This is a genomic window from Moraxella sp. K1664 (genome assembly GCF_039693965.1).
Classification (GTDB): Bacteria; Pseudomonadota; Gammaproteobacteria; order Pseudomonadales; family Moraxellaceae; genus Moraxella.
In genome coordinates this window covers 831,286-855,238 of the sequence record NZ_CP155576.1, presented here as the reverse complement: position 1 = coordinate 855,238, position 23,953 = coordinate 831,286, and the positions used below count along the sequence as shown (strand labels likewise).

23 protein-coding genes are annotated in these 23,953 nt (G+C 44.8%); 21 read left to right on the top strand and 2 right to left on the bottom strand.

Going from position 1 to position 23,953, the window contains the following annotated elements; all coding sequences use genetic code 11:
• The first annotated feature begins 79 nt into the window (after positions 1-79).
• From dapB to AAHK14_RS04470, 3 genes are all read left to right on the top strand, one after another.
• Positions 80-877, top strand: a complete 798-nt coding sequence (gene dapB, locus AAHK14_RS04480) for a 4-hydroxy-tetrahydrodipicolinate reductase (RefSeq protein ID WP_194092661.1) — start codon at positions 80-82, stop codon at positions 875-877.
• Positions 878-1,054: 177 nt separating this feature from the next.
• Positions 1,055-1,732 carry a hypothetical protein gene (locus tag AAHK14_RS04475; protein WP_194092648.1) on the top strand — a complete coding sequence of 226 codons (678 nt, stop codon included), beginning with the start codon at positions 1,055-1,057 and terminating at the stop codon, positions 1,730-1,732.
• Positions 1,733-2,155: 423 nt separating this feature from the next.
• On the top strand, positions 2,156-2,512 hold the full coding sequence (locus AAHK14_RS04470; protein WP_065254914.1) for a hypothetical protein: 357 nt from the start codon (positions 2,156-2,158) through the stop codon (positions 2,510-2,512).
• A 329-nt stretch (positions 2,513-2,841) separates the two neighbouring features.
• Here AAHK14_RS04470 and AAHK14_RS04465 read toward each other — a convergent pair whose 3' ends face one another.
• Entirely contained in the window at positions 2,842-4,008 is a 1,167-nt protein-coding gene (locus tag AAHK14_RS04465) for an RNA-guided endonuclease TnpB family protein (RefSeq protein ID WP_194092649.1), read from the bottom strand.
• Between the two features lie 570 nt (positions 4,009-4,578).
• Between AAHK14_RS04465 and AAHK14_RS04460 the strand changes: the two genes are divergently transcribed.
• From AAHK14_RS04460 to AAHK14_RS04380, 17 genes are all read left to right on the top strand, one after another.
• A complete protein-coding gene (locus AAHK14_RS04460) occupies positions 4,579-5,076 on the top strand; it encodes a GspH/FimT family pseudopilin (protein ID WP_194092650.1) in 498 nt (165 codons plus the stop codon).
• Entirely contained in the window at positions 5,070-5,630 is a 561-nt protein-coding gene (pilV, locus tag AAHK14_RS04455) for a type IV pilus modification protein PilV (RefSeq protein ID WP_194092651.1), read from the top strand. The genes AAHK14_RS04460 and pilV overlap by 7 nt, the downstream gene beginning before the upstream one ends.
• Complete coding sequence (locus AAHK14_RS04450; protein ID WP_194092652.1) at positions 5,630-6,592, top strand: PilW family protein; 963 nt, start codon at positions 5,630-5,632, stop codon at positions 6,590-6,592. Before pilV ends, AAHK14_RS04450 begins: the two co-directional genes overlap by 1 nt.
• A 134-nt stretch (positions 6,593-6,726) precedes the next feature.
• A complete protein-coding gene (locus tag AAHK14_RS04445; protein ID WP_227713186.1) occupies positions 6,727-7,500 on the top strand; it encodes a hypothetical protein in 774 nt (257 codons plus the stop codon).
• A gap of 80 nt (positions 7,501-7,580) precedes the next feature.
• Complete coding sequence (locus AAHK14_RS04440; RefSeq protein WP_194092654.1) at positions 7,581-7,952, top strand: hypothetical protein; 372 nt, start codon at positions 7,581-7,583, stop codon at positions 7,950-7,952.
• A 36-nt stretch (positions 7,953-7,988) separates the two neighbouring features.
• The gene (locus AAHK14_RS04435) at positions 7,989-11,720 is read left to right on the top strand and encodes a PilC/PilY family type IV pilus protein (RefSeq protein ID WP_194092655.1); all 3,732 of its coding nucleotides are present in this window, start codon (positions 7,989-7,991) and stop codon (positions 11,718-11,720) included.
• Between the two features lies 1 nt (position 11,721).
• Positions 11,722-12,309 (top strand): prepilin-type N-terminal cleavage/methylation domain-containing protein, encoded by a 588-nt coding sequence (locus AAHK14_RS04430; RefSeq protein ID WP_194092656.1) that lies wholly within the window; start codon positions 11,722-11,724, stop codon positions 12,307-12,309.
• Positions 12,309-12,758 (top strand): type IV pilin protein, encoded by a 450-nt coding sequence (locus tag AAHK14_RS04425; protein WP_227712994.1) that lies wholly within the window; start codon positions 12,309-12,311, stop codon positions 12,756-12,758. The genes AAHK14_RS04430 and AAHK14_RS04425 overlap by 1 nt, the downstream gene beginning before the upstream one ends.
• 212 nt (positions 12,759-12,970) lie before the next feature.
• Positions 12,971-14,536 (top strand): glutamate--cysteine ligase, encoded by a 1,566-nt coding sequence (gshA, locus tag AAHK14_RS04420; RefSeq protein ID WP_194092657.1) that lies wholly within the window; start codon positions 12,971-12,973, stop codon positions 14,534-14,536.
• The gene (locus AAHK14_RS04415; RefSeq protein WP_346818229.1) at positions 14,511-15,053 is read left to right on the top strand and encodes a disulfide bond formation protein B; all 543 of its coding nucleotides are present in this window, start codon (positions 14,511-14,513) and stop codon (positions 15,051-15,053) included. The genes gshA and AAHK14_RS04415 overlap by 26 nt, the downstream gene beginning before the upstream one ends.
• A 100-nt stretch (positions 15,054-15,153) precedes the next feature.
• Positions 15,154-16,551, top strand: a complete 1,398-nt coding sequence (gene mpl / locus AAHK14_RS04410; protein WP_065254904.1) for a UDP-N-acetylmuramate:L-alanyl-gamma-D-glutamyl-meso-diaminopimelate ligase — start codon at positions 15,154-15,156, stop codon at positions 16,549-16,551.
• A 298-nt stretch (positions 16,552-16,849) separates the two neighbouring features.
• The gene (locus tag AAHK14_RS04405) at positions 16,850-17,107 is read left to right on the top strand and encodes a GlsB/YeaQ/YmgE family stress response membrane protein (protein ID WP_065254903.1); all 258 of its coding nucleotides are present in this window, start codon (positions 16,850-16,852) and stop codon (positions 17,105-17,107) included.
• A gap of 259 nt (positions 17,108-17,366) precedes the next feature.
• A complete protein-coding gene (locus AAHK14_RS04400) occupies positions 17,367-18,332 on the top strand; it encodes a metal ABC transporter substrate-binding protein (RefSeq protein ID WP_227514640.1) in 966 nt (321 codons plus the stop codon).
• A gap of 189 nt (positions 18,333-18,521) precedes the next feature.
• Positions 18,522-19,541, top strand: coding sequence for an ATP-binding cassette domain-containing protein (locus AAHK14_RS04395; RefSeq protein ID WP_083108317.1), 1,020 nt, complete (start codon positions 18,522-18,524; stop codon positions 19,539-19,541).
• Entirely contained in the window at positions 19,538-20,383 is an 846-nt protein-coding gene (locus tag AAHK14_RS04390) for a metal ABC transporter permease (protein WP_281133654.1), read from the top strand. The genes AAHK14_RS04395 and AAHK14_RS04390 overlap by 4 nt, the downstream gene beginning before the upstream one ends.
• A gap of 113 nt (positions 20,384-20,496) precedes the next feature.
• Positions 20,497-21,633, top strand: coding sequence for a Fic family protein (locus AAHK14_RS04385; protein ID WP_065254902.1), 1,137 nt, complete (start codon positions 20,497-20,499; stop codon positions 21,631-21,633).
• A 65-nt stretch (positions 21,634-21,698) separates the two neighbouring features.
• Complete coding sequence (locus AAHK14_RS04380) at positions 21,699-22,496, top strand: metal ABC transporter permease (RefSeq protein WP_346818228.1); 798 nt, start codon at positions 21,699-21,701, stop codon at positions 22,494-22,496.
• 6 nt (positions 22,497-22,502) lie between these two features.
• Here AAHK14_RS04380 and upp read toward each other — a convergent pair whose 3' ends face one another.
• Complete coding sequence (gene upp / locus AAHK14_RS04375; RefSeq protein WP_194092660.1) at positions 22,503-23,132, bottom strand: uracil phosphoribosyltransferase; 630 nt, start codon at positions 23,130-23,132, stop codon at positions 22,503-22,505.
• A 357-nt stretch (positions 23,133-23,489) separates the two neighbouring features.
• Between upp and AAHK14_RS04370 the strand changes: the two genes are divergently transcribed.
• On the top strand, positions 23,490-23,909 hold the full coding sequence (locus AAHK14_RS04370) for an adhesin (protein WP_227713187.1): 420 nt from the start codon (positions 23,490-23,492) through the stop codon (positions 23,907-23,909).
• The last annotated feature ends 44 nt before the right edge of the window (positions 23,910-23,953 follow it).

Below are 23,953 nucleotides of genomic sequence, written 5' to 3'. Positions count from 1 at the left end.
AAAATCTTATTTTTTAAATTTACTTTTGGCAAATTTTTGGTTATCATCAAATCATCTTAAACTTAATCCTAAGGAAACTATCATGGCACTAAACATCGCAATCATGGGTGCGTCAGGTCGCATGGGGCGTATGCTCATCCAGTCCACACTAGACAACCCCAAAGCCAACCTAGCAGGAGCATTTGTCCGTTCTATATCTAGCCTTATCGGCGTGGACGCAGGCGAGTTTGTGGGCATGGGTAAATGTGGGGTTACACTCTCCACGCTAGATTTGTCAGGGGTGGACGTGCTCATCGATTTTAGTTTGCCCGATGCCTTAGATGAGGTGTTAGAGGCGTGTATCGCCAACAAAGTCGCCCTTGTCATGGGAGTAACAGGGCTTGACGAAGCCCAAGAAGCCAAACTGCATGAGGTAAGCAAACACATCCCTATCGTCTATGCTGGCAACTACTCCACAGGGGTGAATTTGTCGCTCAACCTACTTGCCATCACCGCCAAAGTACTGGGCATGGATGCGGATGTCGAAATCATCGAACATCATCACAAACATAAGTTAGACGCACCGTCTGGCACGGCTCTGATGATGGCAAATGCGGTGGCAGATGCCCGTGGGCAAACGATTAAAACATCCGCCATCTATGGCAGACAAGGGCAAGCCAAACGCGCCGATGGCGAGATTGGCATTCATGCGGTGCGTGGAGGTGAGATTGTCGGTGAACATACCGTGGAATTTATCATGAATGGCGAGATTATCGAGATTACCCACAAAGCCCAAAGCCGTATGGCCTTTGCCAATGGGGCAGTACGAGCTGGCTTGTGGCTACATGAGCAACCTGCACAGCTGTATGACATGCAGGACGTGCTTGGGTTAAAATAAATGGCTTATTAAATGGTTTAACTGGTAATTTTTGCACACAATAAACCTACAAGCTCCTTTCTAAAAAAGGTTAAAATAGCCGAATGTTTAAAAAGCCATTTTAACCTTTATATCATCATGAAAAAACCACTCATCATTTTAAGCTTTCTTGCCACGCTCGCCCACGCCAACACCTAAATGTACGTCATTCACACCTATGGCGACCCTGCCCTGCTTGACATCGTCCAAGATGAGCTTGGCAATCGTGGCACGGCACGGCTATACCAAGACAAGCTCATCATCAAGGCGACCCCTGCCGACTATGAGCGTATCTCCGCCCTTGTCCGTCAAGTGGATGTTGCCCCCACCCAGCTTAACATCTCGCTTGCCCTAAACAACCAAACCTCCCAAAGCAGTCAAGGCGGTCATGTCAATGTCGGCATCTCTCGGCAGGTGTGGATAAACGGGCAATATCACAACACCCAAAGCCAAAGCACCACAAATCAGCACTACACCGTGCAAACCCTATCAGGCTCGCCTGTGTCTATCACTCAAAGTACGCTCATCGGGCTTGTAGGCTGGCAAGCTCATCAGCGATGTGGCAAGGTGTGGGTGAGTTTTGGTGCGTCTTGGGTGGCACTCACAGATGGTTTTTCTGCCAAAGCGACCGTCTCGCCAAACGGTCAAATCCGCCTAAGTCTGCACCAGTCGGCACGCACAGGCACGCTTAGCACCCAAAATCTATCAAGCGACATCATGCTACACCGTGGACAATGGACAAAAATCGGCGACATTCGCACCGACAACATCACAAGTGGGAGCTATGGCACGAGCCAATATTCACAGACCATGCCGATTTGGGTTAGGGTGGATTGATGGTAAGATATTGTATATGATTATCATTTATTATATTAGGCATGTCTTGAGCCATATTGGGTGTTTGCTTAAATCAATAGTTTTAAAAATTAAAAATAATCTTTTAAAAAACTATACATTATAAAAGTAATTGATTTTTATATAAATTTTTATTAAAAAATTGATTTTTCTATTTTTTCCGCACAAATTTTTCCGCACAAAATTTCAAAATAATGCTTGCATTTTATTTCTTGGTGTGGTTTAATACACACATAACAAAATGCTAATACATGATTTTGTTATGATATGACGATTTTTAGAAATTTGTTAATAGTCATTAAAGTTTTAAATTAACTTGTTAATTTTAAAATCTTTAATTATTGATAACTATTACTTAAATCGTCATTAATTTCAATATTAATTTACTTTTTAAGGAATAGCATCATGGCTAAATTATCTCTTGACGGTCTAGGCGACATCGACGGTTTCATCGCAGCGGCATTGGTTGACAGCGAATCAGGTCTTGCTTTGGCGACTTTGGGTAGCGGTCTTGACCTAGAATTGGCATCTGCTGGTAACACTGAGGTGGTACGTGCCAAGCGTAAAACTGCAAAAGCGTTGAGCCTTAACGACTCTATTGAAGACATCTTAATCACGCTAAGCGGTCAATACCATTTACTTCGTCCATTGGTTCGTAACGAGAACCTATTCTTGTACCTAGTACTTGACCGTCAAAAATCAAACCTAGCAATGGCTCGTCACAGCCTAAAAGGTTTTGAAACTGAACTAGATTTCTCTTAATTCTAGACAGCCATTTAAAAACACCTTCCTTGTGGGAGGTGTTTTTTATTTTAGATAGTACTTCTACATCAGTTGGTTACTGTTTAAGAGTATTTTGTGTCAGTCCCAGTGCTGGACTTGGTTTTGGGTTTAAAGATGGGCATGCTCTGAGTTTAAGAATTCGGTTGGAACAACGCCGTTCCAAAAAACCTACCCAAATCTACCCAAAGGCAAATTTAGCGTTTTCTTCCTACTTCATCGCTTGTTGCCCTTGCTATTTGGCGTAGGTCTTACATAAGCTCCATAGGCATTTTAAAATTGGGGATAGAACTCACCCGCCAAGGTTTTTGTTAAGATAAGGTTAAAACCTTATCTGCCTGATTTAAAATATTGATACTGGCGTTGATGTCCCTATCGTGGTTTGTGTTGCAGTTGGGGCAAGTCCAGTTTCTAACAGATAAAGGTAATTCATCTAACTTAACACCACAACAAGAGCAGGTTTTGCTTGATGGATAAAATCTATCCAATTCTTTGATGCTCTTGCCCCATTGATTTGCTTTGTAGATGAGTTGCCTTTTAAGTTCGTAAAACCCTAAATCATTGATAGCACGGCTTAATTGACGGTTTTTAACCATACCTTTGGTGTTAAGGTTTTCAATGCAAATCACATCAAACTTTTTAACCAAGTTGGTTGTTAATTTGTGTAAAAAGTCTTTTCTGATACAGCTGATTTGATAATGCAACCGTGAGAGCTTGGTTTTCGCTTTGGCACGGTTGTTAGAGCCTTTTTGTTTACGGCTTAACGATTTATTCAATCGTCTTAGTTTTTTAAGTTTGTTTTTAAGTGGTTTTGGGGCTTGGATTTTTGTACCATCTGAAAGCATGGCAAGGCTTGTAATGCCCAAATCAATGCCAACGGATTTATTTGTTTTGGGTAAAGGCTTGGTTGTTTCTGACAATTCAACGGCAACTGATACAAACCATTTACCGCCCTTGGTAAAAACTTTGGCGGATAGGATTTTGCCATTGTATCTTAGATGTTCGGTCATTCTAACCAAGCCCAAATTGGGAATTTGAATGAAAGGTTTGTCTTTTTTGAGTTTTAGCTTAAATTGGTCGTTGGATAGGCTAAAACGGTCATTGACGCCTTTTTTGCGAAATTGGGGGTATTTGCTTTCGCCTTTAAAAAAGCGTTTAAAGGCATCGCCTAGCTGCATAATGGCAAGTTGGGGAGAGCATTTGGTAACTTCTAGCATAAAGGGGAATTGTTCACGTTTTATGGCGTTAAGCTGTTTTCTTAGTTTACCTTGTGATGGTTTGTTAAGTCGGTTTTCGTCAATGGTTATGCCTTTTGCTTGACATTCATCACGGTAGTTTTTATCCGCTTGGTATTGTTTTTGCCACTCGGCTAATGCCCAGTTATAGGCAAGACGTGCGACACCGCAAGTCTTGCCAAAATGTGTGGCTTGTTTATTGGTTGGGTCAAGTCGGATGATGTGTCCACGAATGGTTGTCATTGTAGTACTGCCTTAACAAGCACACCTATTTGTTCCCATCTGCGTAATGTTGAGATAGAGACACCCAGCCGTTTTGCAGCTTCGTTAATACCAATCAATCTATTCATAATTACACATTATAGAGTAGAGTAGATTTGGGTAGATTTCAAGTAGCTGTTTTTTGCCCCATCTAAATTAGGACATCATCATAGACAATTCATATAAATAATGTTACAATATCAATATCAATATCAATATCAACAGCAACTAAGACTTTGTATAAAATACCAAACAAGTAAAATATAAATTACCATTTTGACTTAGCGTGGTAACTTACTGATTGTTAATGATCATTTTGACGGCAAGTGAAACACAGGCAATCAATAGATTGTGGTATGGCATTCATCTTGGCTTCATTGGATTGTGTTTTTGTGTTTGTGTATTTTTGTATAAAAAATGAAAATAAAAACCTTTTTGCCCAAGATTGGTCATATGTGGAATATTTTTTGCAATATTTTTTATATACATTTTTACCAAAAATTTACCAAAAAGGCTGATGATAAGTCAGCAAAAATCATTAAGGAATGCACCGTGTCCTTTTCATCATCCAGATATGGTTATCTGATGCCACCCAATCAGTCAGGGTTCACCTTGATTGAGCTGATTGTTGTTACCACAATCATAGGTATTATCGCCGCCATCGCCGCCCCAAATGTCAGTAGTACATTAGAAAGCCAGCGTAATAAAAATACCGCCCAGACCATCGCTACTGCCATGAAAGAAGCACGTGCAGAGAGCATGATACGCCGACAGGATGTCACCTTGACGTTGAGTGCTACCAATGCAATATTGACAGTAACAGGCAATAATAAAAAGACAACCACATTAAAGAACTTTAATATCAGTAGCACGACACCGATCACGCCATCTGGCGGTGCTGCTTCCATTGTATTTTTGGCAAATCGTAGGGTTAATCCAGCATCATCCTTTACGGTCGCTTGCGACAGCCAAGGCACTCGTGCAGGACGTGTGGTGACAGTGGATGTTAATGGTAATGTCAGCTTACGTTCGGAGGGCAGCCAATGTTAAGACAAGATACTCGTGCTGGTCAGCATGGTATGGGTATGGTAGAGGTGGTTGTGTCATTACTGCTACTTGCTGTTGCCATCCTTGGGTTTAGTGCCATGCAGATGAGGGCGGTAAAGGCGACGGATGAGACGCTGATTCGCAGTGATGCCATGGTGGCAGTGCGTAACATCGCAGAGAACATGCGATTACACCCCACCCAAACGATGAAAATTAAATATCTTACGGCCATTTCCAAATACGGCACTGCTGCCAGCCCTGACGCTTATGCTTCTGCCATACCAAATAAACCTCGTGTAGACTGTGCAAAGTCAGCCTGCACCGAGGTGCAGCAGGCGGAATACACCGCCCATCAAGCCATGAAACTGGCAGCGGACAACCAAATGATGTTAAATGCCATGCAATGCCCTGGCAATAGCTCCGAGCTAATGCGCGTCTGTCTGATTGCCAGTTGGGGGCAGACAAAACCAACCGCTGGTAGTGGAGACACAGACTGTATTTCCGAGTCGGGTGCTTATAATCGTGGTTCTAGTTGTGTCGTCTTGGAGACCTACTGATGAATAAACAACAAGGCTTTACCCTGATAGAACTCATGATCTCGCTTGTGCTAGGTTTGCTCATCATCGCAGCGGCATCTCAGGTGTATGTGATCAGTTTACGTACAGCCACCGTCCAGCAAGCAGGTTCTAGTATATTGGATGCCAACGTATTCGGCTTACAGCAGATTGAGAATAATATTCGCATGGCAGGATTGGGTCTGTCTGATGTCGCCAAAGCAGGTGCTGCCGACAGTGGCATACTGGTAAGTGGTAATGGTGCTGCCGCCATCAGTACGTTGCGTGCCAATGGTGCCAATCTTGACCCCAAACTTATCAGCCGTGATGACTCGGGTCCTACCAATACCACCAGCGTTGTCAGCGACCAACTCACCATCCAGTACAGAGCCCCTGCCAACATGCGCGACTGTGAGGGTCGTCTGGTATTAGGGCCCAGAACAGGGATCTTGGATCTGCCGGGTAACCCTGTGGTCTCTATTGATGGTCAGATCATCGTTGAACGCTATTTTGTCAAAGACAATAACGGCACCTTGGAGCTTCGTTGTGATGCTGGTCTGTATGTCTCAAACCACATCATCCGAGATGACGGACAGGGTACACCCAACGCCACCATCTTGACAGGTGTTGGCGAGCGTCATAATATCCATGATTTGGGTGATGATGGAGCACTGATCGTCTCAGGCATCGATGACTTTCAGGTGAGATTTGGTATCGCCAGCGGTGCTAATGGTATTCGCTATGTAACACCAACAGAGTATCAGACACAAAATCCTAATACAGCGATCATTACCGTCCAACTTGGTCTTTTGACCAAAGGCAGCGTTCCGTCCAGCGATGCCCCAGAGTCTCAGGTCTATACCATCTTGGGTAATGATGTGGGCATGAAAAGTGATCAGGGTCAATTTATTCGCCGTGTCTATGAAACCAACATCATGCTACGCAACTCTCGTGGTCGTTCCTAATCATCGCTGGGTGTATGTATGACAAACCAACAACATAACAACATAACAAAGGTGGTACTATGCTAACTCGCTCTGAATCTGGTGTGGCACTGATCGCTGTACTCTTATTTTTGCTGTTGATCGCGATCGCTGGCATGATGGCGGTGCGCCAGGGCAGTCTGGATTTACGTGTTGCTACCAATGAGCAGGCTGATCTGCTCATGCTCAACTCATCGGATGCCGTACTGGCTCACATTGAGACGGTGGCAGCGGATAAAGATAGCGAGTTACGCCCCAAACTCATGTCCCAGACCCAAGGGGTGCTCGGTTATTTCATCCCCATCGGCGGTGTTAATGCAGACCCTAACGAAAAGGTGGGGCATCAGGTGCGTTTTTGCTACATGCCAGAATCATCAACATTCTTTGATATTAACAGCTCTCGTGTGCTGCTGCCAGGTGGCGGTATGGTGCGCAGCAGTGCTGGTGTTTGCAACCCTGCCAACACCCATCACTATGTATCAGGGCGTAACACCGTCATGACACAGGTGGTAACTCGTGGACTGACCAGTGAGACCGCCGACAGCGACAACTTCAAATCAGCCCTAGAAGCAGAGCAGGCAGGCACAGGTTTTACACCACCTGGTGCTCGCATTGCCATGCACAGTGTGTCTATGCTGCCTGGCATGTCCAGTGTCAGACCTGCCGACATCACAGACTGTCTGGATAAGGCAGTCGGTAACATCACAGACACCGATTATGGCATCATCCATGGCAGAACCAATCTAACCAACTGCCTCCAAGAGCACGGCATACCCGCCAAAGCCATCGTCGAAGAAGGTACAATTCGTTTTGAAAGAGAGGCAGATGTCTGTGATAACGCCCAGCTTGCCAGAGATGGTACCTGCCAAGCAAAGCTGACACCACCCTAATACACCTCATGTCATCATGAGACAAAGACAGACGACACTCACCCAGCACATTGACACTCAACTAACACAAGGCACACATCATGAAAACATTCTCACTAAAAAAGCTCAGCCACGCCATCGCTCTCACAACAGCAGCGACACTGCCCGCCCAAGCAGCGACACTGCCCACCCATGCCAATCATGTCGAAAAACGCATCGGCGATCTGGAGATCTATGAAGCGGCCACAGGGGGCGGTGCATCGGTTCTGCTTATGTTGGACAACTCAGGGTCGATGGATTATCGTAGCATCGAAGAAGATTATCAGCTTAGTCATTATTATAACTGTAAGGATAAAGCAAATCCGTGGGTTGGATATACTTACCCTGCACTTCGACAAAAAAACTTTTCTTTTAACATAAAAAAAGATGACGGCACAACAGGAGAAACTGTTACTTTTAATGGGCATTATTGACCATCTTGCGGTGATCAAAAAACATATCATGACCGCATGACTCGTGTCAAAGATGCCATCATCACCCTGCTCGCTGACCCAGCCAAAGAGTTGGGTGCTGATTATATGAAATATAAGATCGGACTGGGTAATTTTTATCTTACAACAAAACAGGATTCTGGTGGTCAGATTGCCTACCCCATCTCGACACTGACCTATGCCAACCGCCTTGCAATGGCAAAAAAGATAGCCAGCTTGCAGGCAAATACCCTCACACCAACCGCCCATGCCTATGCAGAGTCAGGTGCTTATATGCTCGGTACCAAAACTGGTGCGTTAAAGCAGGCAACCAATTATACCCTAATGGGTTACCGTCATTATAATGGCGGTAACGGTGCTTATTTTACTAAATGTACCTACCCTCCTAAATGGGAAAATTATAAGAGTACTGATTGTTTGGGACCTGTAACTTTCCATTCTCTTAGTGAATCCTTGCTTAGTCAACTGGGAGTGAATCATCGAGAAAACAAAAGAGATTATACTCATTATTACCGTAAAGAGACAGAATATAAAAACACTACTGCAGGCAGTGGCTTTTCGTTGGCACATCCCTTGGCGGTGAGAGACGGTGCTTATGTCTCCCCCGTAACGAGCAGCCAGTGTGATGGTCATGGCATCTATTTCCTCACCGATGGTCAGCCCAATGGCGGCAGTTATAATGGTGTTAATTCCAGCACCACGACCACAGTGATGAATAACGCCCTACAAGGTTCGGCAGGTTTTGTATCCATGTCTGGGTATGGGTATGGCAATAGGGTGTGTACAGTGACAAATGGTGCATCGACTATCAGTAGTCATGGTACTACTTATTCTGCTACTGGGTCCAATAGCGGTCATCCCCAGTGGGAGTGTATCGGAGAGTTTGCCAAGGCGCTGGCCAGTAATCATAACAAAGTGGGCAAACCCATCCCCACAGCGACGGTGGGCTTTGGTAAGGTCTTTGAGAGTGCAAGCCAATATAAGAGAGAACAGACGGTAACGAACATCATCACAGGAGAGCAATCTGTCAAACAGGTGCATGACTGTTCTAGGATCCCAGACAGTCACCGCGATGCCAGAAACTTATGCTATCTGGGTGAGCGTGGTCATGGCTATGGTGAGGGGGGCTTTTATTATGCTGAATCCTCTGATGACGTCGCTAAGAGTGTCATTGACTTTGTAACCAATGTCTCAGGCAACATCTCAGCCTCTCCTGCTGGCACCGTGGCAGTACCGACCGATCCGCTGTCCATCACCAGCTTACAGCCTTATGCCTATCTGCCCATGTTACAGGCAGACGTCGCAGAAGCCCCTGCAACCTGGCCGGGTAACCTTAAAAAATACCACACCATCAACGGCAGCCTATATGGCAAAGATAAGACAACCAGACTCTACCAAAAGACAGGTGGCTCTACCCTCCCATACGCCACCAATCCCAAGGCACAAGACCTATGGCAAACGACTACCAGCACTGATGGCGCCATCACCACAGGGGGTACCTATGCACGTCTGATAGCACCCACAAAATCCAACAAGAGCCAAGTACGTACCGTCTATGTAGAAGATGGCAACCAGATGAAAAAGGTCGGTGTCAAGGATGGTAAACTGGATGGCTTTGACCAGCTATCATCTCAATATAGCGGAGTTGATAAGGCGTATATCCTGCATTATCTGGGCTTTGGCAGTGTCTCTACCACAGAGTCGATCTATAATGGCGATAGTACACAACAGCATGCCGCACTACAAAGAGAGCTGGACAAAGACCCCACAGGACGGCCGGTGATGGGTGGCATACATCACTCTGTGCCAGCGTTGGTAGCATATAAGGGTCAGTTTGATAACACAGGCAACATCTCATCAACAGAGGGTCGTGAGGACTATGTGCTGTACGGCTCCATGAGTGGTGCACTGCTCATGGCAGATGCCAAAACAGGCGTTGAGAAGTTCAGCTTCATCCCTTATAAGATGTTTAAGGATAAGAAGCAGCGTGCAGCCCTAAGCCCATCAGGCACAGGCATCTCAGGCGAGCCTGTCTTTGGGGTGGATGCTCCTTGGACGATTAACGCCAAATACAACTACGATTTCTCAACTCAGCCTGCAAAGATCACCACCAAAGCGATCAAAAAATCAGGCACATCATCAGAAGAACAGACAGCAGGTCATATCTATGCCTATGGCGGTCTGCGTATGGGCGGCAAGGGTCTGTATGGTCTGGATCTGACCAATAAAGAAAATCCTGAGATGCTCTTTAGTATAGATGACCAAATAAAAGGCTTTGAACGCATAGGTCAGATCTGGGCCAAGCCTGTCGTAGCAAAAATCAAAATCGGCACCGACAAGGGTCGGAGCGTGGATCGTGAGGTGCTCATCTTTGGCGGTGGCTATGACATGTGCTATGAGAGTACCCTGTTTAAGCTAAAAGATGGCAACAAGGCTGCTGATGCATGTGCCAACAAGGATATGACCAAAGGCAATGCGGTGTATATGGTCGACTCAGAAACTGGCGATTTGGTGGCAAGCTGGACACAAGGCAAAACCATAAATAGTAATACTAAGACGACTATCGATGGTCTAACCCACATGAAGCACAGTGTGGTCGGTGGCATCACAGCACTGGATCGCAACAACAACGGTTATGTTGATCATCTGTATTTCGCTGATTTGGGCGGTCAGCTGTTCCGTATCGACCTCATTGAGTTATCAGGTCAGGATAATAAAAAAGATGACAAGAAAGACATCACCAATGACATTACCCGAGGTGTGGTCAGGGTGTTTGATGCCAATGCCAACATGGCAAATTCTCATGTCCCCTATCGCTTCTATGAAGCACCAGTGGTCAGTTTTTATACCAACCCTGATGATGCACAGCGTTTTGCGGTGATAAACCTAGCCTCAGGCGACAGAAGCTCACCGCTGAGCCGTCGCCGTGATCTTGGTGATGCTAACCGTGTCTATGGCATCATTGACCGTGACATCACCAGTGCCCGTGTTACCAATGCACTCATCAGTGCAGAAGCTCTGATGAGCAGAAACCTAAATAACAGCCATTTACAAAAAATGGACACCAAAGAGATAGAGAGAAACGATCAAACATACCGCGAAACTCTCATCAAGTCCATGAGAGATAAAAAGCCCAATGCAGAAAAAGAGGTCAGGGTTGGAAACAGCACCATCACACTGCCAGTATATGACAAAATGGGCTGGTATTATGACATGATTCGTTATGATGGTCGCATTGATGTTAAGAACCTAAAAGCGGTCGGGCCTGGCATGGTAACAGGTGGCGTGTACTATAACAGCGTGTACAGTCCTGATTTTCAGTATGGCAACGCCGGACAGTGTGAAGCTCGTACCGTAGGTGCAACAGAACGTCAAATGTACTGCATGCCTTGGGGTGTCTGCCCAACAGATGCTCCGAACAAGCCATCTAAAAATGGTACATTAGGATATGCACCTGCTGGCATTGGCATCCAAGAGCTTACAACGGTCCCTTATACCTCACAGGCGGACAAAACCACGAACTTGCGTACATTCCTTAGCATCCAAACAGTACAAGAAAGAGCTGAAATGGCAAACAAAACCAAGACCCCCTCTCATGGTGTTGGCGGTGCAGATGGTCGCTTTGTGGATACAGCAGGTACGGTTAAGACAGGTGCTGGTGTTGACAGATTCTCCCAACCTCAGATTGACAGAGAGCAATACAATCTCAAAGTAAATCGCTGGTACGATTTCCAAAATGTGGAGAGATGATATGACCCAAAGGGCTTTCGTTGGGCGTGGTGAGAGGGGCTTTACGTTGTTGGAGTTGATGGCTGTGTTGATAATAATCGCCATACTTGCCAGCATTGCCGTCCCCTCTTATCGTAGAATGGTCATTCGTAACGCAGAGGCAGAGGTGCAGTCTGCCATGGGTACAATTCAGATAGATTTGGACAGATGGCGGGCATCTGCCTTGACCTATCGTGGTTTTGTACCTGTCAATAATGTAGACAGAAATGCAAGATTGACTTATAGTTATGGTGACAATACTACCAATGGTACGGTCATATTTGTGCCACTAGGCAGCACCGAAAATAACTTTCGTTATCGTATTGAGCTAAGAGATGGCGATAACCCAACAGTGGGTCTAAATCCTGCCAATAACAATAAGATCATGAGTTTGGGGCGCGCTTGGGTGATGTATGCCACACCAAACCCCAATAATAGCAGCATCAATGACGCCAGTGCTTTTGTTTTGCGTAGCACAGGTTTTAAATGTAAATCCAGTTTTGGTGCCAAGCAAAACATTGTTGGTCTGGACACAACAACCTGTGGTGCACCAGGACAGGAGGGGTGGTGATGGTAAAATGCCCAATGACAAATAGACAGCAGGGCTTTACGTTGGTAGAGATGCTCATCGTGGTGGCGATAATTGGCATTTTGGCAGCCATCGCCATCCCCAGTTATCAAGATTATGTTGTGCGTACCAAACGTGCAGACATGATGGTTGAGCTACAAAACATCGGCAGACAGTTAGAGTCAAGGAAGCTGGCAGTAGGGCGAGGCGGTTATCGCATCTTGGCAGAAAACAATAACCAAGCCATTCAAGATTTGCTTGGGAACTACCCTCGTTCAGGTAATGTATCATATCAAATTACCATCAGAAATTTAGATTCTGGCAACTGGGAGCTGACAGCTACCCCAAATGCTGCCAGTACTCAGTCAAAGGATGGTAACCTTACCCTAAGTGTCAATGGCAGAAAATGCCGTGGTACTCGCTGTGGTGTCGGTGATGAATGGCGACAATGACCGCTACCACGCTTTGGTGTCATATTTGCAATCACTGACGTCATGCTTGAAATCACCCGATATTGAATTGGGTGATTTTTTATGATAATGTCAACCAAGTACGTTGCTGAGTACTTCTCCCAAAACTCTCTTCCAAAAAAATTTTGCAGTCATGTGCCCATCTCTATTATAATGGTCAAGTTAGCTACTTAAATATTTATTTGGATAATACAATGAACGCATCTCAACATTTTATGTTGCCCATATGGTTTAACTCAGCTCTTGTGGCGGGTATGAAACGGGGTATTGAAAAAGAAGGTCTACGCATGCAGCCCGATGGCTATTCTGCTAAGACTTTTCATCCTGCCCATTTGGGTTCAAAACTTACCCATCCTTATATTACCACCGACTATTCTGAGAATTTGCTTGAACTCATCACCGCACCCAAAGCAACCATCAAAGATGCCCTAGACATGCTACGTACCTTACATGTTTTGGTGCACCGCTCACTAGAAAATGATGAGATGATGTGGCCATTGTCCATGCCGTGCATGTTATCAGATGATGACAAAGACATTCCTCTTGCCAATTATGGCACATCTAATATTGGACGGCTTAAAACCTTGTACCGTTCAGGGCTTGGAGTGCGATATGGTCGTAAAATGCAGACCATTGCAGGATTGCATTATAACTTATCTTTTGGCGATGATTTGTTCAAAGTGTGGGCGGATGATGAAAAGCGTGATGATTTACAAGCCTTTAAAAATGAAAAATATCTGGGGCTTATTCGCAATTTTAAACGCCTAACCCCACTTGTTTTGTATCTTCTGGGGGCAAGCCCAAGCGTGTGCGAGTGCTTTTTGACAGGTCGCATACATGATTTGATTCCTTTGGGTGAGTGTGATGAGGCTTGCACCTATTATAAACCACATGCAACAAGCCTAAGGATGGGCAAATTGGGCTATACCAATAGCGTACAAGAGGATTTGGACATTCGCTATAATGACCTAGACGAATACATCAAAGGGCTACGCCGAGCGATTGGTACGTCTTTTGCTGATTTTAGTGGCATCGGTGTGGATGACAAAGATGGCAATCCCATACAGATTAATGACCACATTTTACAGATTGAAAATGAATTTTATAGCCCCATCCGCCCCAAGCAAGTGACGCACTTTGGTGAGACACCGACCCAAGCCTTAGCATCTCGGGGCATCGCTTATGTTGAATTTCGTGCCATTGACCTAGACCCATACAGTGATATTAGTATTACAACTGCCACGGCATGCTTTTTGGAGATTTTGGCGTTATATTGCTTGCTGTCGGACTCACCCAAACTGTTGCCTGATGAAGAAAAACAGCTGTCGGTAAATATTGATAAAGTGGTCAATGATGGGCGAGATACTCACACAACCATCATCACCTCCGATGGTAAGCAACCTTTGAGGGTATGGATAATGCAGACTCTTGAACAGATGCAATCCATCGCTGATGCTTTTGATGAGTATCACGGTGGTAACGACTACCGTTTGGCACTCTCACTCATGCAAGGCATGGCAATCAATCCCAACTTTACACCATCCGCTCAGATCATATCTGACAGCCAAAGATTGGGCAGTACATGGCAATTGGGGCAAATGCTTGCCCAAAAACACCATAAATCCTTACTCACCCATGCTCTTAGCAACGAAGATGCGTTCTATTATGCCAATATTGCCATCCGCTCCTTTGCTGACCAACAGCAATTAGAGCGAGAAGAGACCCAAGATTTTTATGAATATTTACAACAATACAGGTAACACCATGTTAAAACACCTAACTTTTCGCACGCTGTGTGCGTGCTTATTTGCCTTGTCGGTTGTGGCGACCCTTGTGGCGATTTTTTATTTTCAAAAGCATTTGGGGCTTGACCCATGCCCTTTGTGTATTTTTCAGCGGATGGGCGTGTGGATAATGGGGGCATTTGCCTTTATTGGCATGCTCATAAATCCCAAACAGCTGTGGGGTAAACTCGTTCTGTGGGTTGGCATGGTATTTGGTGCACTGTGGGGGCTTGGGGTGGCGGCTCGTCATGTGTGGTTACAGCACTTACCTGCTGATGAAGTGCCTGCCTGCGGCCCTGGGCTAAACTATTGGGTGGATACTTTACCGATTTTACAGGTATTTCAAGAAGTGCTAAAAGGTTCGGGTGAATGTGCTCTGATGGACTGGCAAATGGCAGGATTTGGCATACCTCATCTGACTTTGGCGATGTTTGTGGTGTTTTTGGTGATGTTGAGTTTTGGGCTTTTTGGGATATTAAAAAAACAGATATGAGCAACAGCGAATAAATTTTTGTGTAAATAAAACCGTCATTTGCCAAAATTTGCTATAATCTGCCAAATCATCTCAGTTATATCATCATTAAGGCAACATCATGCACATTCATTTTTTGGGTATTTGTGGCACATTTATGGGGTCGCTTGCCCTGTTGGCACGTTCGCTTGGGCATACTGTTACAGGTTCGGACAGTGCCATTTATCCGCCCATGAGTACACAGTTACAGCAAGCAGGCGTTGAGATATTAGAGGGGTACAAATCCGCTCATTTAGATCCTGCCCCTGATTTGGTGGTGGTTGGCAACGTTTGTAAACGTGGCATGGAGGCGGTAGAGTATATGCTTGATAAGGGGATTCGCTACACATCCGCCCCACAGTTTTTATCAGAGCATCTCCTACAAGAACGCCATGTTTTGGCAGTGGCAGGCACGCACGGCAAGACCACAACCACAACCATGCTGGCTTGGATTTTGCAGTATGCAGGGATTGACACAGGTTTTTTAATCGGTGGTGTGCCCCTTGTCAATACTGATGATGAGCGATTGCAGTCAGTCTTTGCCCACAGTTCGTATTTGGGGCAGGACTATTTTGTGATTGAAGCGGATGAGTATGACAGTGCTTTTTTTGATAAACGTTCAAAATTTGTGCATTATCGCCCCACAACCGTCATTTTAAACAACTTAGAATACGATCACGCCGATATTTTCCCCAATTTAAAAGCAATCCAAACCCAATTTCACCACATGATTCGCATGATACCCCCAAGTGGTCAAATCATCATGCCAAAAGACATAAAAAGCCTAGAAGATACCCTAGATATGGGCGTATGGACACCAGTATGGCGAACAGAGGTGGGCGATGAGAGTGATGAGAGTGATTGGCAAGCGACTTTGGCAGAAGAGGATGGTTCGGTGTTTCACGTGAAACATGTCAATAAAGCAGGCGATGAAATGGGTGTGGTGAACTGGGGCATGAGTGGTGTGCATAATGTCAATAATGCTTTGGCGGCAATTGCAGCGGCGTACAGCGTGGGCGTGAGTGTGGCGATGGCATGTAAAGCTCTGTCGGACTTTGCAGGGATAAAACGCCGTATGGAACTCATTGGTGATGTTGGGGGTGTGCAGGTGTATGATGATTTTGCCCATCACCCAACCGCCATCACCACCACCTTAGACGGTGCTAAAAAGAAGCTGATGGGTCGTAAGATTTGGGCGGTTATTGAGCCACGCTCTAACACCATGAAGCTGGGTATTTATAAGGAACAGCTTGCCTTATCTGCGTCTTTGGCAGATGGTGTTATTTGGTACGAGCCAAAGGGTCTGTCATGGGGACTAAAAGAAGCCATTGGTCATACAAATGGACAGGTTGTGCTTGATACCATTGATGAGGTATTGGCATTCATCAAGGCAAATGTACGCTCAGATGATGCCATTGTGGTCATGAGTAATGGGGCGTTTGAGGGGATACATGGGCGGATTTTGGAAATACTGGCTTAGCCATCACAAAGACTTGCTTAGACAGGTCTTTTTTACAAAAACCACTCACAACCTTGCATATTTGCTAAGATTTTAACCAAATCATCAAAAATCTGCCTAAAATTTGACATTCATCCTACGTTATTAACGTTTTTGGGGTGGTGTGGGCGGTAAGATTGGCTTACAATTCATTTAACTTTTACATCAAGTAAAAAGTGGATAAAGCAAATTGGTCGGGATAATTCTAAGACCATCTTGTAACCACGGTTAATTGATTTGCCAAAGCATTTATGAGCTAGGTAGTTATAGGAGAGACATCATGGGTATTATTTCAACGATTATCGCAGGCTTTATCGTTGGGCTGTTGGCTCGTGCCATCAAACCAGGGGCGAACCCAATGGGTTGGGTCATGACCATCATTTTGGGTATTGTCGGGGCGGTCGTCGGTGGATTCTTGGCGAGTGCCTTGAATTTGTCAGCCAATGGCGGTTTTGGTGGCTTGGTGCTGTCAGTCATTGGCGCCATCATCGTACTGTTCATCTATGAGTTTGCCACGGGTAAAAAACGTTTGAAATAATTAAAAATAATTTAATCAAAGAATATTGACATTTTAAAATGTTAAATGTTGATTTGACAAAAACCTTGCTATGATATTGGCAGGGTTTTTTGTATATTTTTTGTCAAACCCCTTGATTTTTTAACGATTAATGAGTATTATTATCATCAAAATTCCTTATTTATAACATGTTTTTTTTGATGTATGTTTAAGGCGTATCTTAAACCAGTTATATAGTTAATAAGGGTAATTTCAATTTATTGATGTGGTTGGAAATTTTATGATGATACCTTCTTTTGAGTTAAAAAAATGGGCGACCTGCTTGGGACTTAGCCTTGCTCTCATCGGCTGTGGCAACGACAAGCCTGCCGAACAAAAAACCGAACAAGCCCCCACGCCCACCGCCCAAACCGACAAAATGACGGTGGTAACGACCTTTACCATTATTGAAGACATTGCCCAAAATGTCGCAGGAGACGCAGCAGATGTTGAGTCCATTACCAAGGCAGGGGCAGAGATTCATGACTATGAGCCGACCCCAAAGGACATTGCCAAGGTCAAAGAAGCTGATTTGATTTTGTGGAATGGCATGAATTTGGAGCGTTGGTTTGAAAAATTCTATCAAGATGCCAAAGACATTCCTGCGGTGGTGGTAACGGACGGTATCACGCCCATACCGATTAAGGCAGGCTCATATAAGGATTTGCCAAATCCGCACGCTTGGATGTCCACGTCTAACGCCCTGATTTATGTGGAAAATATCAAAAACGCATTCATTGCCCACGACCCTAAAAATAAAGAAGTGTACATCAAAAATGCCGAGGAGTACGCCCAAAAAATCAAAGCCATGGACGAGCCACTGCGTGCCAAACTTGCCCAAATTCCTGAAAATGAGCGTTGGCTCGTTACGTCAGAAGGGGCGTTTAGTTACCTTGCCAAAGATTATGGGCTAAAAGAAGCCTATCTGTGGGATATCAACGCCGAGCAACAAGGCACGCCCCAACAGGTCAAGGCACTGATTGACACGGTCAAAACCAACAAAATCCCTGTGGTATTTAGCGAAAGCACCATTTCGGACAAACCTGCCAAACAAGTCGCCAAAGAAGCAGGGGCGTATTATGGCGGTGTGCTGTATGTGGACAGCCTAAGCGAAAAAGACGGGGCGGTGCCAACCTATCTTGATCTACTTAACGTAACGGTAAGTACGGTGGTTAAAGGATTTGAAGACGCAAAAGTTCAAAAATAATTGACAAGGCGATTTGGCAAGATAAAATACGGTATCTTGCCAAATTTTTGATTTAAAAAATATGGGAATATGAGCGTTTTACATTAAACGGTAGGGGCGAATTACATTCACCTAAATCCCCAAAATACCATTGATTTATCATACCAATTTCAAAAATTTCTATCTTTTTTAAATCAGTTTTCAACAGTTATGACACACATTCACGACTTAACCGCCAGCATAAGCGTTCAGGAGTTGTCCGTGCGTTATGCCAACGGTCATCACGCCCTTTTTGACATGAATTTTGCCCTAACAGGTGGGACGACTTGTGCCTTGGTTGGGGTAAATGGCTCTGGCAAATCCACGCTGTTTAAGTCCATTATGGGACTGATTAAGCCCCAATCAGGGCGGATTTTGCTCTCTGGTCTACCCATTAACACCGCCCTAAAACAAAACCTAGTCGCCTACGTTCCCCAAGCCGAAGAAGTGGACTGGCAATTTCCCGTGTCGGTCTATGATGTCGTGATGATGGGGCGGTATGGCTATATGAATTTTTTGCGACTGCCTAAGGCAACCGACCGCCAAAAGGTAGCGGACGCCATGGCTCGGGTGGATATTTCTCATCTAAAAGATAGACAAATCAGCGAATTGTCAGGTGGTCAAAAAAAACGAGTGTTTTTGGCTCGCTCGCTCGCCCAAGAAAGCAAAATTATCCTGCTTGATGAGCCGTTTACAGGCGTTGATGTCAAGACCGAAAAGGCGATTATGGCGTTGCTTGACGATTTGCGAAGCGAAGGGCATTTGATTTTAATCTCCACGCACAATCTAGGGACGATTCCAGAATTTTGCGACCAAGTGGTGATGATAAATCGCACCGTGCTGGCAAGTGGTACGACCAAAGAGACCTTTACCCAAGAGAATTTGGAGAGGGTGTTTGGTGGTGTGTTACGGCAAATTCGCTTGGCAGGCAAGGACTTGCACGATGATGATGACAGTCGTGCCGTTACGATTTTGGCGGACGATGAAGTGCCTGCGGTGTTTTATGGGGTGCATGACGGCACGCCCGAACGTAGCCACTGTGACAAGATCGCACAGGCAAGCCGTGTGGGGCAGGTCAATATGAACCAAAAGCGGATAAAAAATGACGGCGTGCAACTGTACAACCCAAAAAGCGACACCGCAACGCCCAGCCCAACGCCAAACTCAAATCTAAGTAAGGACATGTCATGAGTGAGCTGTTTGCCCTGCTTGCCGAGCCGTTCGCTTATGAATATATGGTAAAAGCGATGGTGCTGTCGTCCGTGGTTGGTGGCGTGTGTGCGTTTTTGTCGGCGTATTTGATGTTAAAGGGTTGGTCGCTTATTGGCGATGCCTTGTCTCATGCGGTCGTCCCCGGCGTGGCGATTGCGTATGCACTCGGCTTGCCTTATGCGATTGGGGCGTTTTTTTCGGGGATATTGGCGTCTTTGGCGATTTTGTGGGTAAAATCCTTGACCAACCTAAAAGAAGATGCGGTGATTGGCTTTATTTTTACCACGTTTTTTGCGTTGGGACTGTTTATCATCTCTATCAATCCTACGTCTGTCAATGTTCAAGAGATTATTTTTGGTAATATTTTGGGTATTAGCGATGGCGACATGATACAAGTGGGTATTGTCATGGCGGTGTCGCTTGGTTTTTTGCTCGTCTTTTGGAAAGATTTGCTGCTTGTCTTTTTTGATGAGATTCATGCCAAGTCGGTGGGGCTGTCGCCAAAAGTGTATCAAGTACTGTTTTTTAGTTTATTGTCAGCGTGCGTGGTGTCGGCACTACAAACGGTGGGGGCGATTTTGGTGATTGCGATGGTCATTACCCCAGGGGCAACGGCATATCAGCTTACCGATAGATTTCGTCCGCTTATCCTAATCGCAGGATTTTTGGGTGTAACCACAAGCGGACTTGGCGTGTATCTAAGCTACTATCTGGACGGAGCGACAGGGGGCGTGATTGTGTCCTTGCAGACGATGTTGTTTGTATTGGCGTTTTTGTTTTCGCCGAAGTTTGGACTTTTAAGACGAAAGAAGTTGGCATAATTGCAAAATGGCTTTTTCTTAAAATAAAATCAGAGCTTATTTTAAGAAAAAGCATTTGCTTAAAATAAAAAGATTTGTTATTTTAAGCAAATGCTTTTTTGATTGGAACAGCGATGAATATCCAAAAAATAGAAAATTTTCAGGCAGGTGTTTGGCGTGAACGCTATCAATACAAGAGTTTTGAACCAACTAAGGTTAATGCCTTGTGGATTTGGGAAGAGCCTGCCATTAATTTGCACCTTGAACGTGCCACCAAAGCACTTGGAGAGTTGAATGCTTTTTCGCTTATTGTGCCTGATATTGATTTGTTTATTCAAATGCATATTACTAAAGAAGCCCAAACATCAAGCAAGATTGAAGGAACACAAACCCAACTTGATGAAGCTTTGATGCCAGAAGAGCAGATACAGCCCGAAAAAAGAGATGATTGGCGTGAAGTACAAAACTACATCAAAGCCATGAATCAAGCGGTGAATGACTTAAAACGTATCCCTTTGTCCAATCGTTTGCTAAAAGATACGCACCATGCTTTGATTAAAGGGGCAAGGGGCGAAGGGAAATTGCCTGGCGAGTTTCGCACCAGTCAAAATTGGATAGGTGGCTCTAATCTGTCAGATGCAGCCTTTATTCCGCCACATCATGAAAATGTGGTAGAGCTCATGAGTGATTTGGAATTATTTTGGCATAATGAAAATGTCGCCGTTCCCCATCTGATTCGCATTGCCATTAGTCATTATCAATTTGAGACCATTCATCCTTTTTTGGATGGTAATGGACGGGTGGGGCGACTGTTGATACCTTTGTATTTAATCGGGCATGGCGTATTAGAAAAGCCTTCTTTTTATATTTCGGATTTTTTTGAACGCAATCGTGCCAGTTATTATGATGCTTTGATGGCGGTGCGTTTGCGTCATGATTTATTGCATTGGATTTTGTTCTTTTTAAATGGTGTTGAAGAAACAGCCAAAAAAGGATGTTTGGTATTTAGGCAAATATTGAAATTGCAACAAGAGCTGCAAGGTATTGCCATGGGCATGGGTAAGCGTGCTGAATTGGCAGGTGCTTTTTTAAAAATATTGTACTCTAATCCAGTGCAAACCCCTAAGTCCGTTCAGCAGTTACTGGATATTTCGCCTGCCACCGCCAATTCTTTGTTAAAAGACTTTGAAAGTAGTGGTATTTTACAAGAAATCACAGGTGGGAAAAGAGATAGAGTGTATGCCATGTCTCGTTATATTGATATATTTTAAAAAATAAAGACCGTGATTTTATGAGCTTTTTAAACTTTCTCACCGAACCCTTATCCCACACTTTTATGCAACACGCTCTATTATCATCGGTCGTTGTTGGGGCGGTGTGTGCGGTGCTGTCGTGCTATGTGGTGTTAAAGGGCTGGTCGCTCATGGGCGATGCGATTAGTCACGCGGTGTTCCCCGGGGTGATTGTGGCGGTGTGGGCAGGACTGCCGATGTCGCTTGGAGCGTTTGTGGCAGGGCTGTTTTGTGCCATATCGGTGGGTTTTTTAAAAAATAACACCCGTATCAAGGAAGATACGCTCATGGGCATTGTCTTTGCAGGAATGTTTGCCGTGGGGCTTGTCATGTTTACCAAGATAGATACCGACCAGCATTTAAAGCATATTTTGTTTGGCAATCTGCTTGGTATTAGCCGTGAAATGCTTATCCAAACCATGATAATTTGTGGGGCGATTTTGGGGGCGGTATTGTTAAAGGGCAAGGATTTGCTTTTGTACTGCTTTGACCCAAGTCATGCTCGTGTGGCAGGACTGTCGCCCAAAGTTTTGCATTATGGGTTGCTTATTTTATTGTCCGCCACAATTGTGGTTGCCATGCAAGCCGTTGGCGTGATTTTGGTGGTGGCGATGCTCATCTCCCCTGGCATTACGGCATTTGTCTTGTGTCGGCGATTTCATACCATGCTGGCTGTGGCGGTGGCAAGTTCGTGTTTGACCAGTTTTTTAGGCGTGATTTTAAGTTATCATCTGGATTCGGCAACGGGGGCGACGATTGTGCTTTTGCAGGCGGTGGTGTTTGTTTTGGCAATTATCATCTCAAAAATAAAAGAAAAACGCCAATCATTAAGACTGGCGTAGGGTGGTTTAGCGAGTGCCAAAAATCTTATCGCCAGCGTCCCCAAGACCAGGGATGATATAGCCGTCTTCGTTGAGATGACTGTCAAGCGATGCGGTAAAAATCTCAACATCAGGGTGAGCGTCATTGACAAGTTTCACGCCTTCGGGGGCGGCGACCAGTACAAGGGCTTTGATGCTTTTACAGCCATGTTTTTTTAGCATATCAATGGTGGCAACCATACTACCGCCCGTAGCAAGCATGGGGTCTAGGATTAGGGCAGGGCGTTTGTCGATATCTTTGACAAACTTTTCAAAAAATGGCACAGGTTCAAGCGTTTCTTCATCACGTTGTAAGCCGACAAAGGAGATTTTGGCGGTGGGAAGTAGGTCAAGCACGCCATCTAACATACCAAGCCCCGCTCGCAAAATCGGCACAAGCGTTACCGTCTTGCCCTTGACTTGCGTGCCTTTAATGGTGCTACCGTCCCAGCCGTCCATGTCAAAATCTTCGGTCTCGAAATCACGGCTCGCTTCATATGCCATCAGTCGTCCAAGCTCGTTGGTGAGCGTGCGAAACTTATAGGTGGAGCAGTTTTTTTCTCGCATGAGCGACAATTTGTGGCGGACAAGGGGATGATTGATGACGGTAATTTGCATGATGATTCTCAATAAAAGGACAAAATGGGAAATTTGGCGTATTTTACCATTTAAGTGGGGTGGCATGAAGTGCTTTCGATAATTTTTTAATGAGAATAAAGTACAAATGTAAATACGGTTGTACTTATAAACCATTGATAAACCTAAGTTTTTCCAAAATGTAACAAATCATTTCAAAATAGCCCTTATGTCACCACAAACGCCAAATCAGCAATAATTCTTTACCGTTATACAGTAGCAAGTTTAGTTTTCTTCTTATATAATGCCAATCAAGATAAAACAGTCTTATTTGATAACTGGGACTGTTTAATTTGATGATCATATTTTGTTTTATTTACCTTATTTTAAGGAGTTCTTATGAAAGCGGTTAAATTTATCGCCCCAATCTTCGTTCTTGGCGTTGCCTTTACAGGTGTGGCTCATGCAGAAGCGACCATGGATGCTGCAAAAGCTGACAATACCGCCACGAAAGTAAGACAGGTATCATACAGCTGTGGCACAGGCGGTGCAGTCAAGATTACTTATGGCTTTAATAAGCAAAAACTACCAACCTATGCCGAAGCTCATTTAGGGGGCAAAACTCGCTTTTTGCCAATCAACCTAAACCGCTCTGACATTGCAGGTACATTCTTTGGTGATGAAAACAGCTGGATGCTGGGTACTGATGCACTGACCTTGGGTAATTACCACAGATCAGACATCATCATCCAAGACCCAGAATCACAAATCTCTTATAAAGATTGCCGTGTGGTTCACACCAAAAAAGTAAAAGGTTAATCTTATTTTAAGCCATGCCATAACCATCTATAAAAAGACAGACG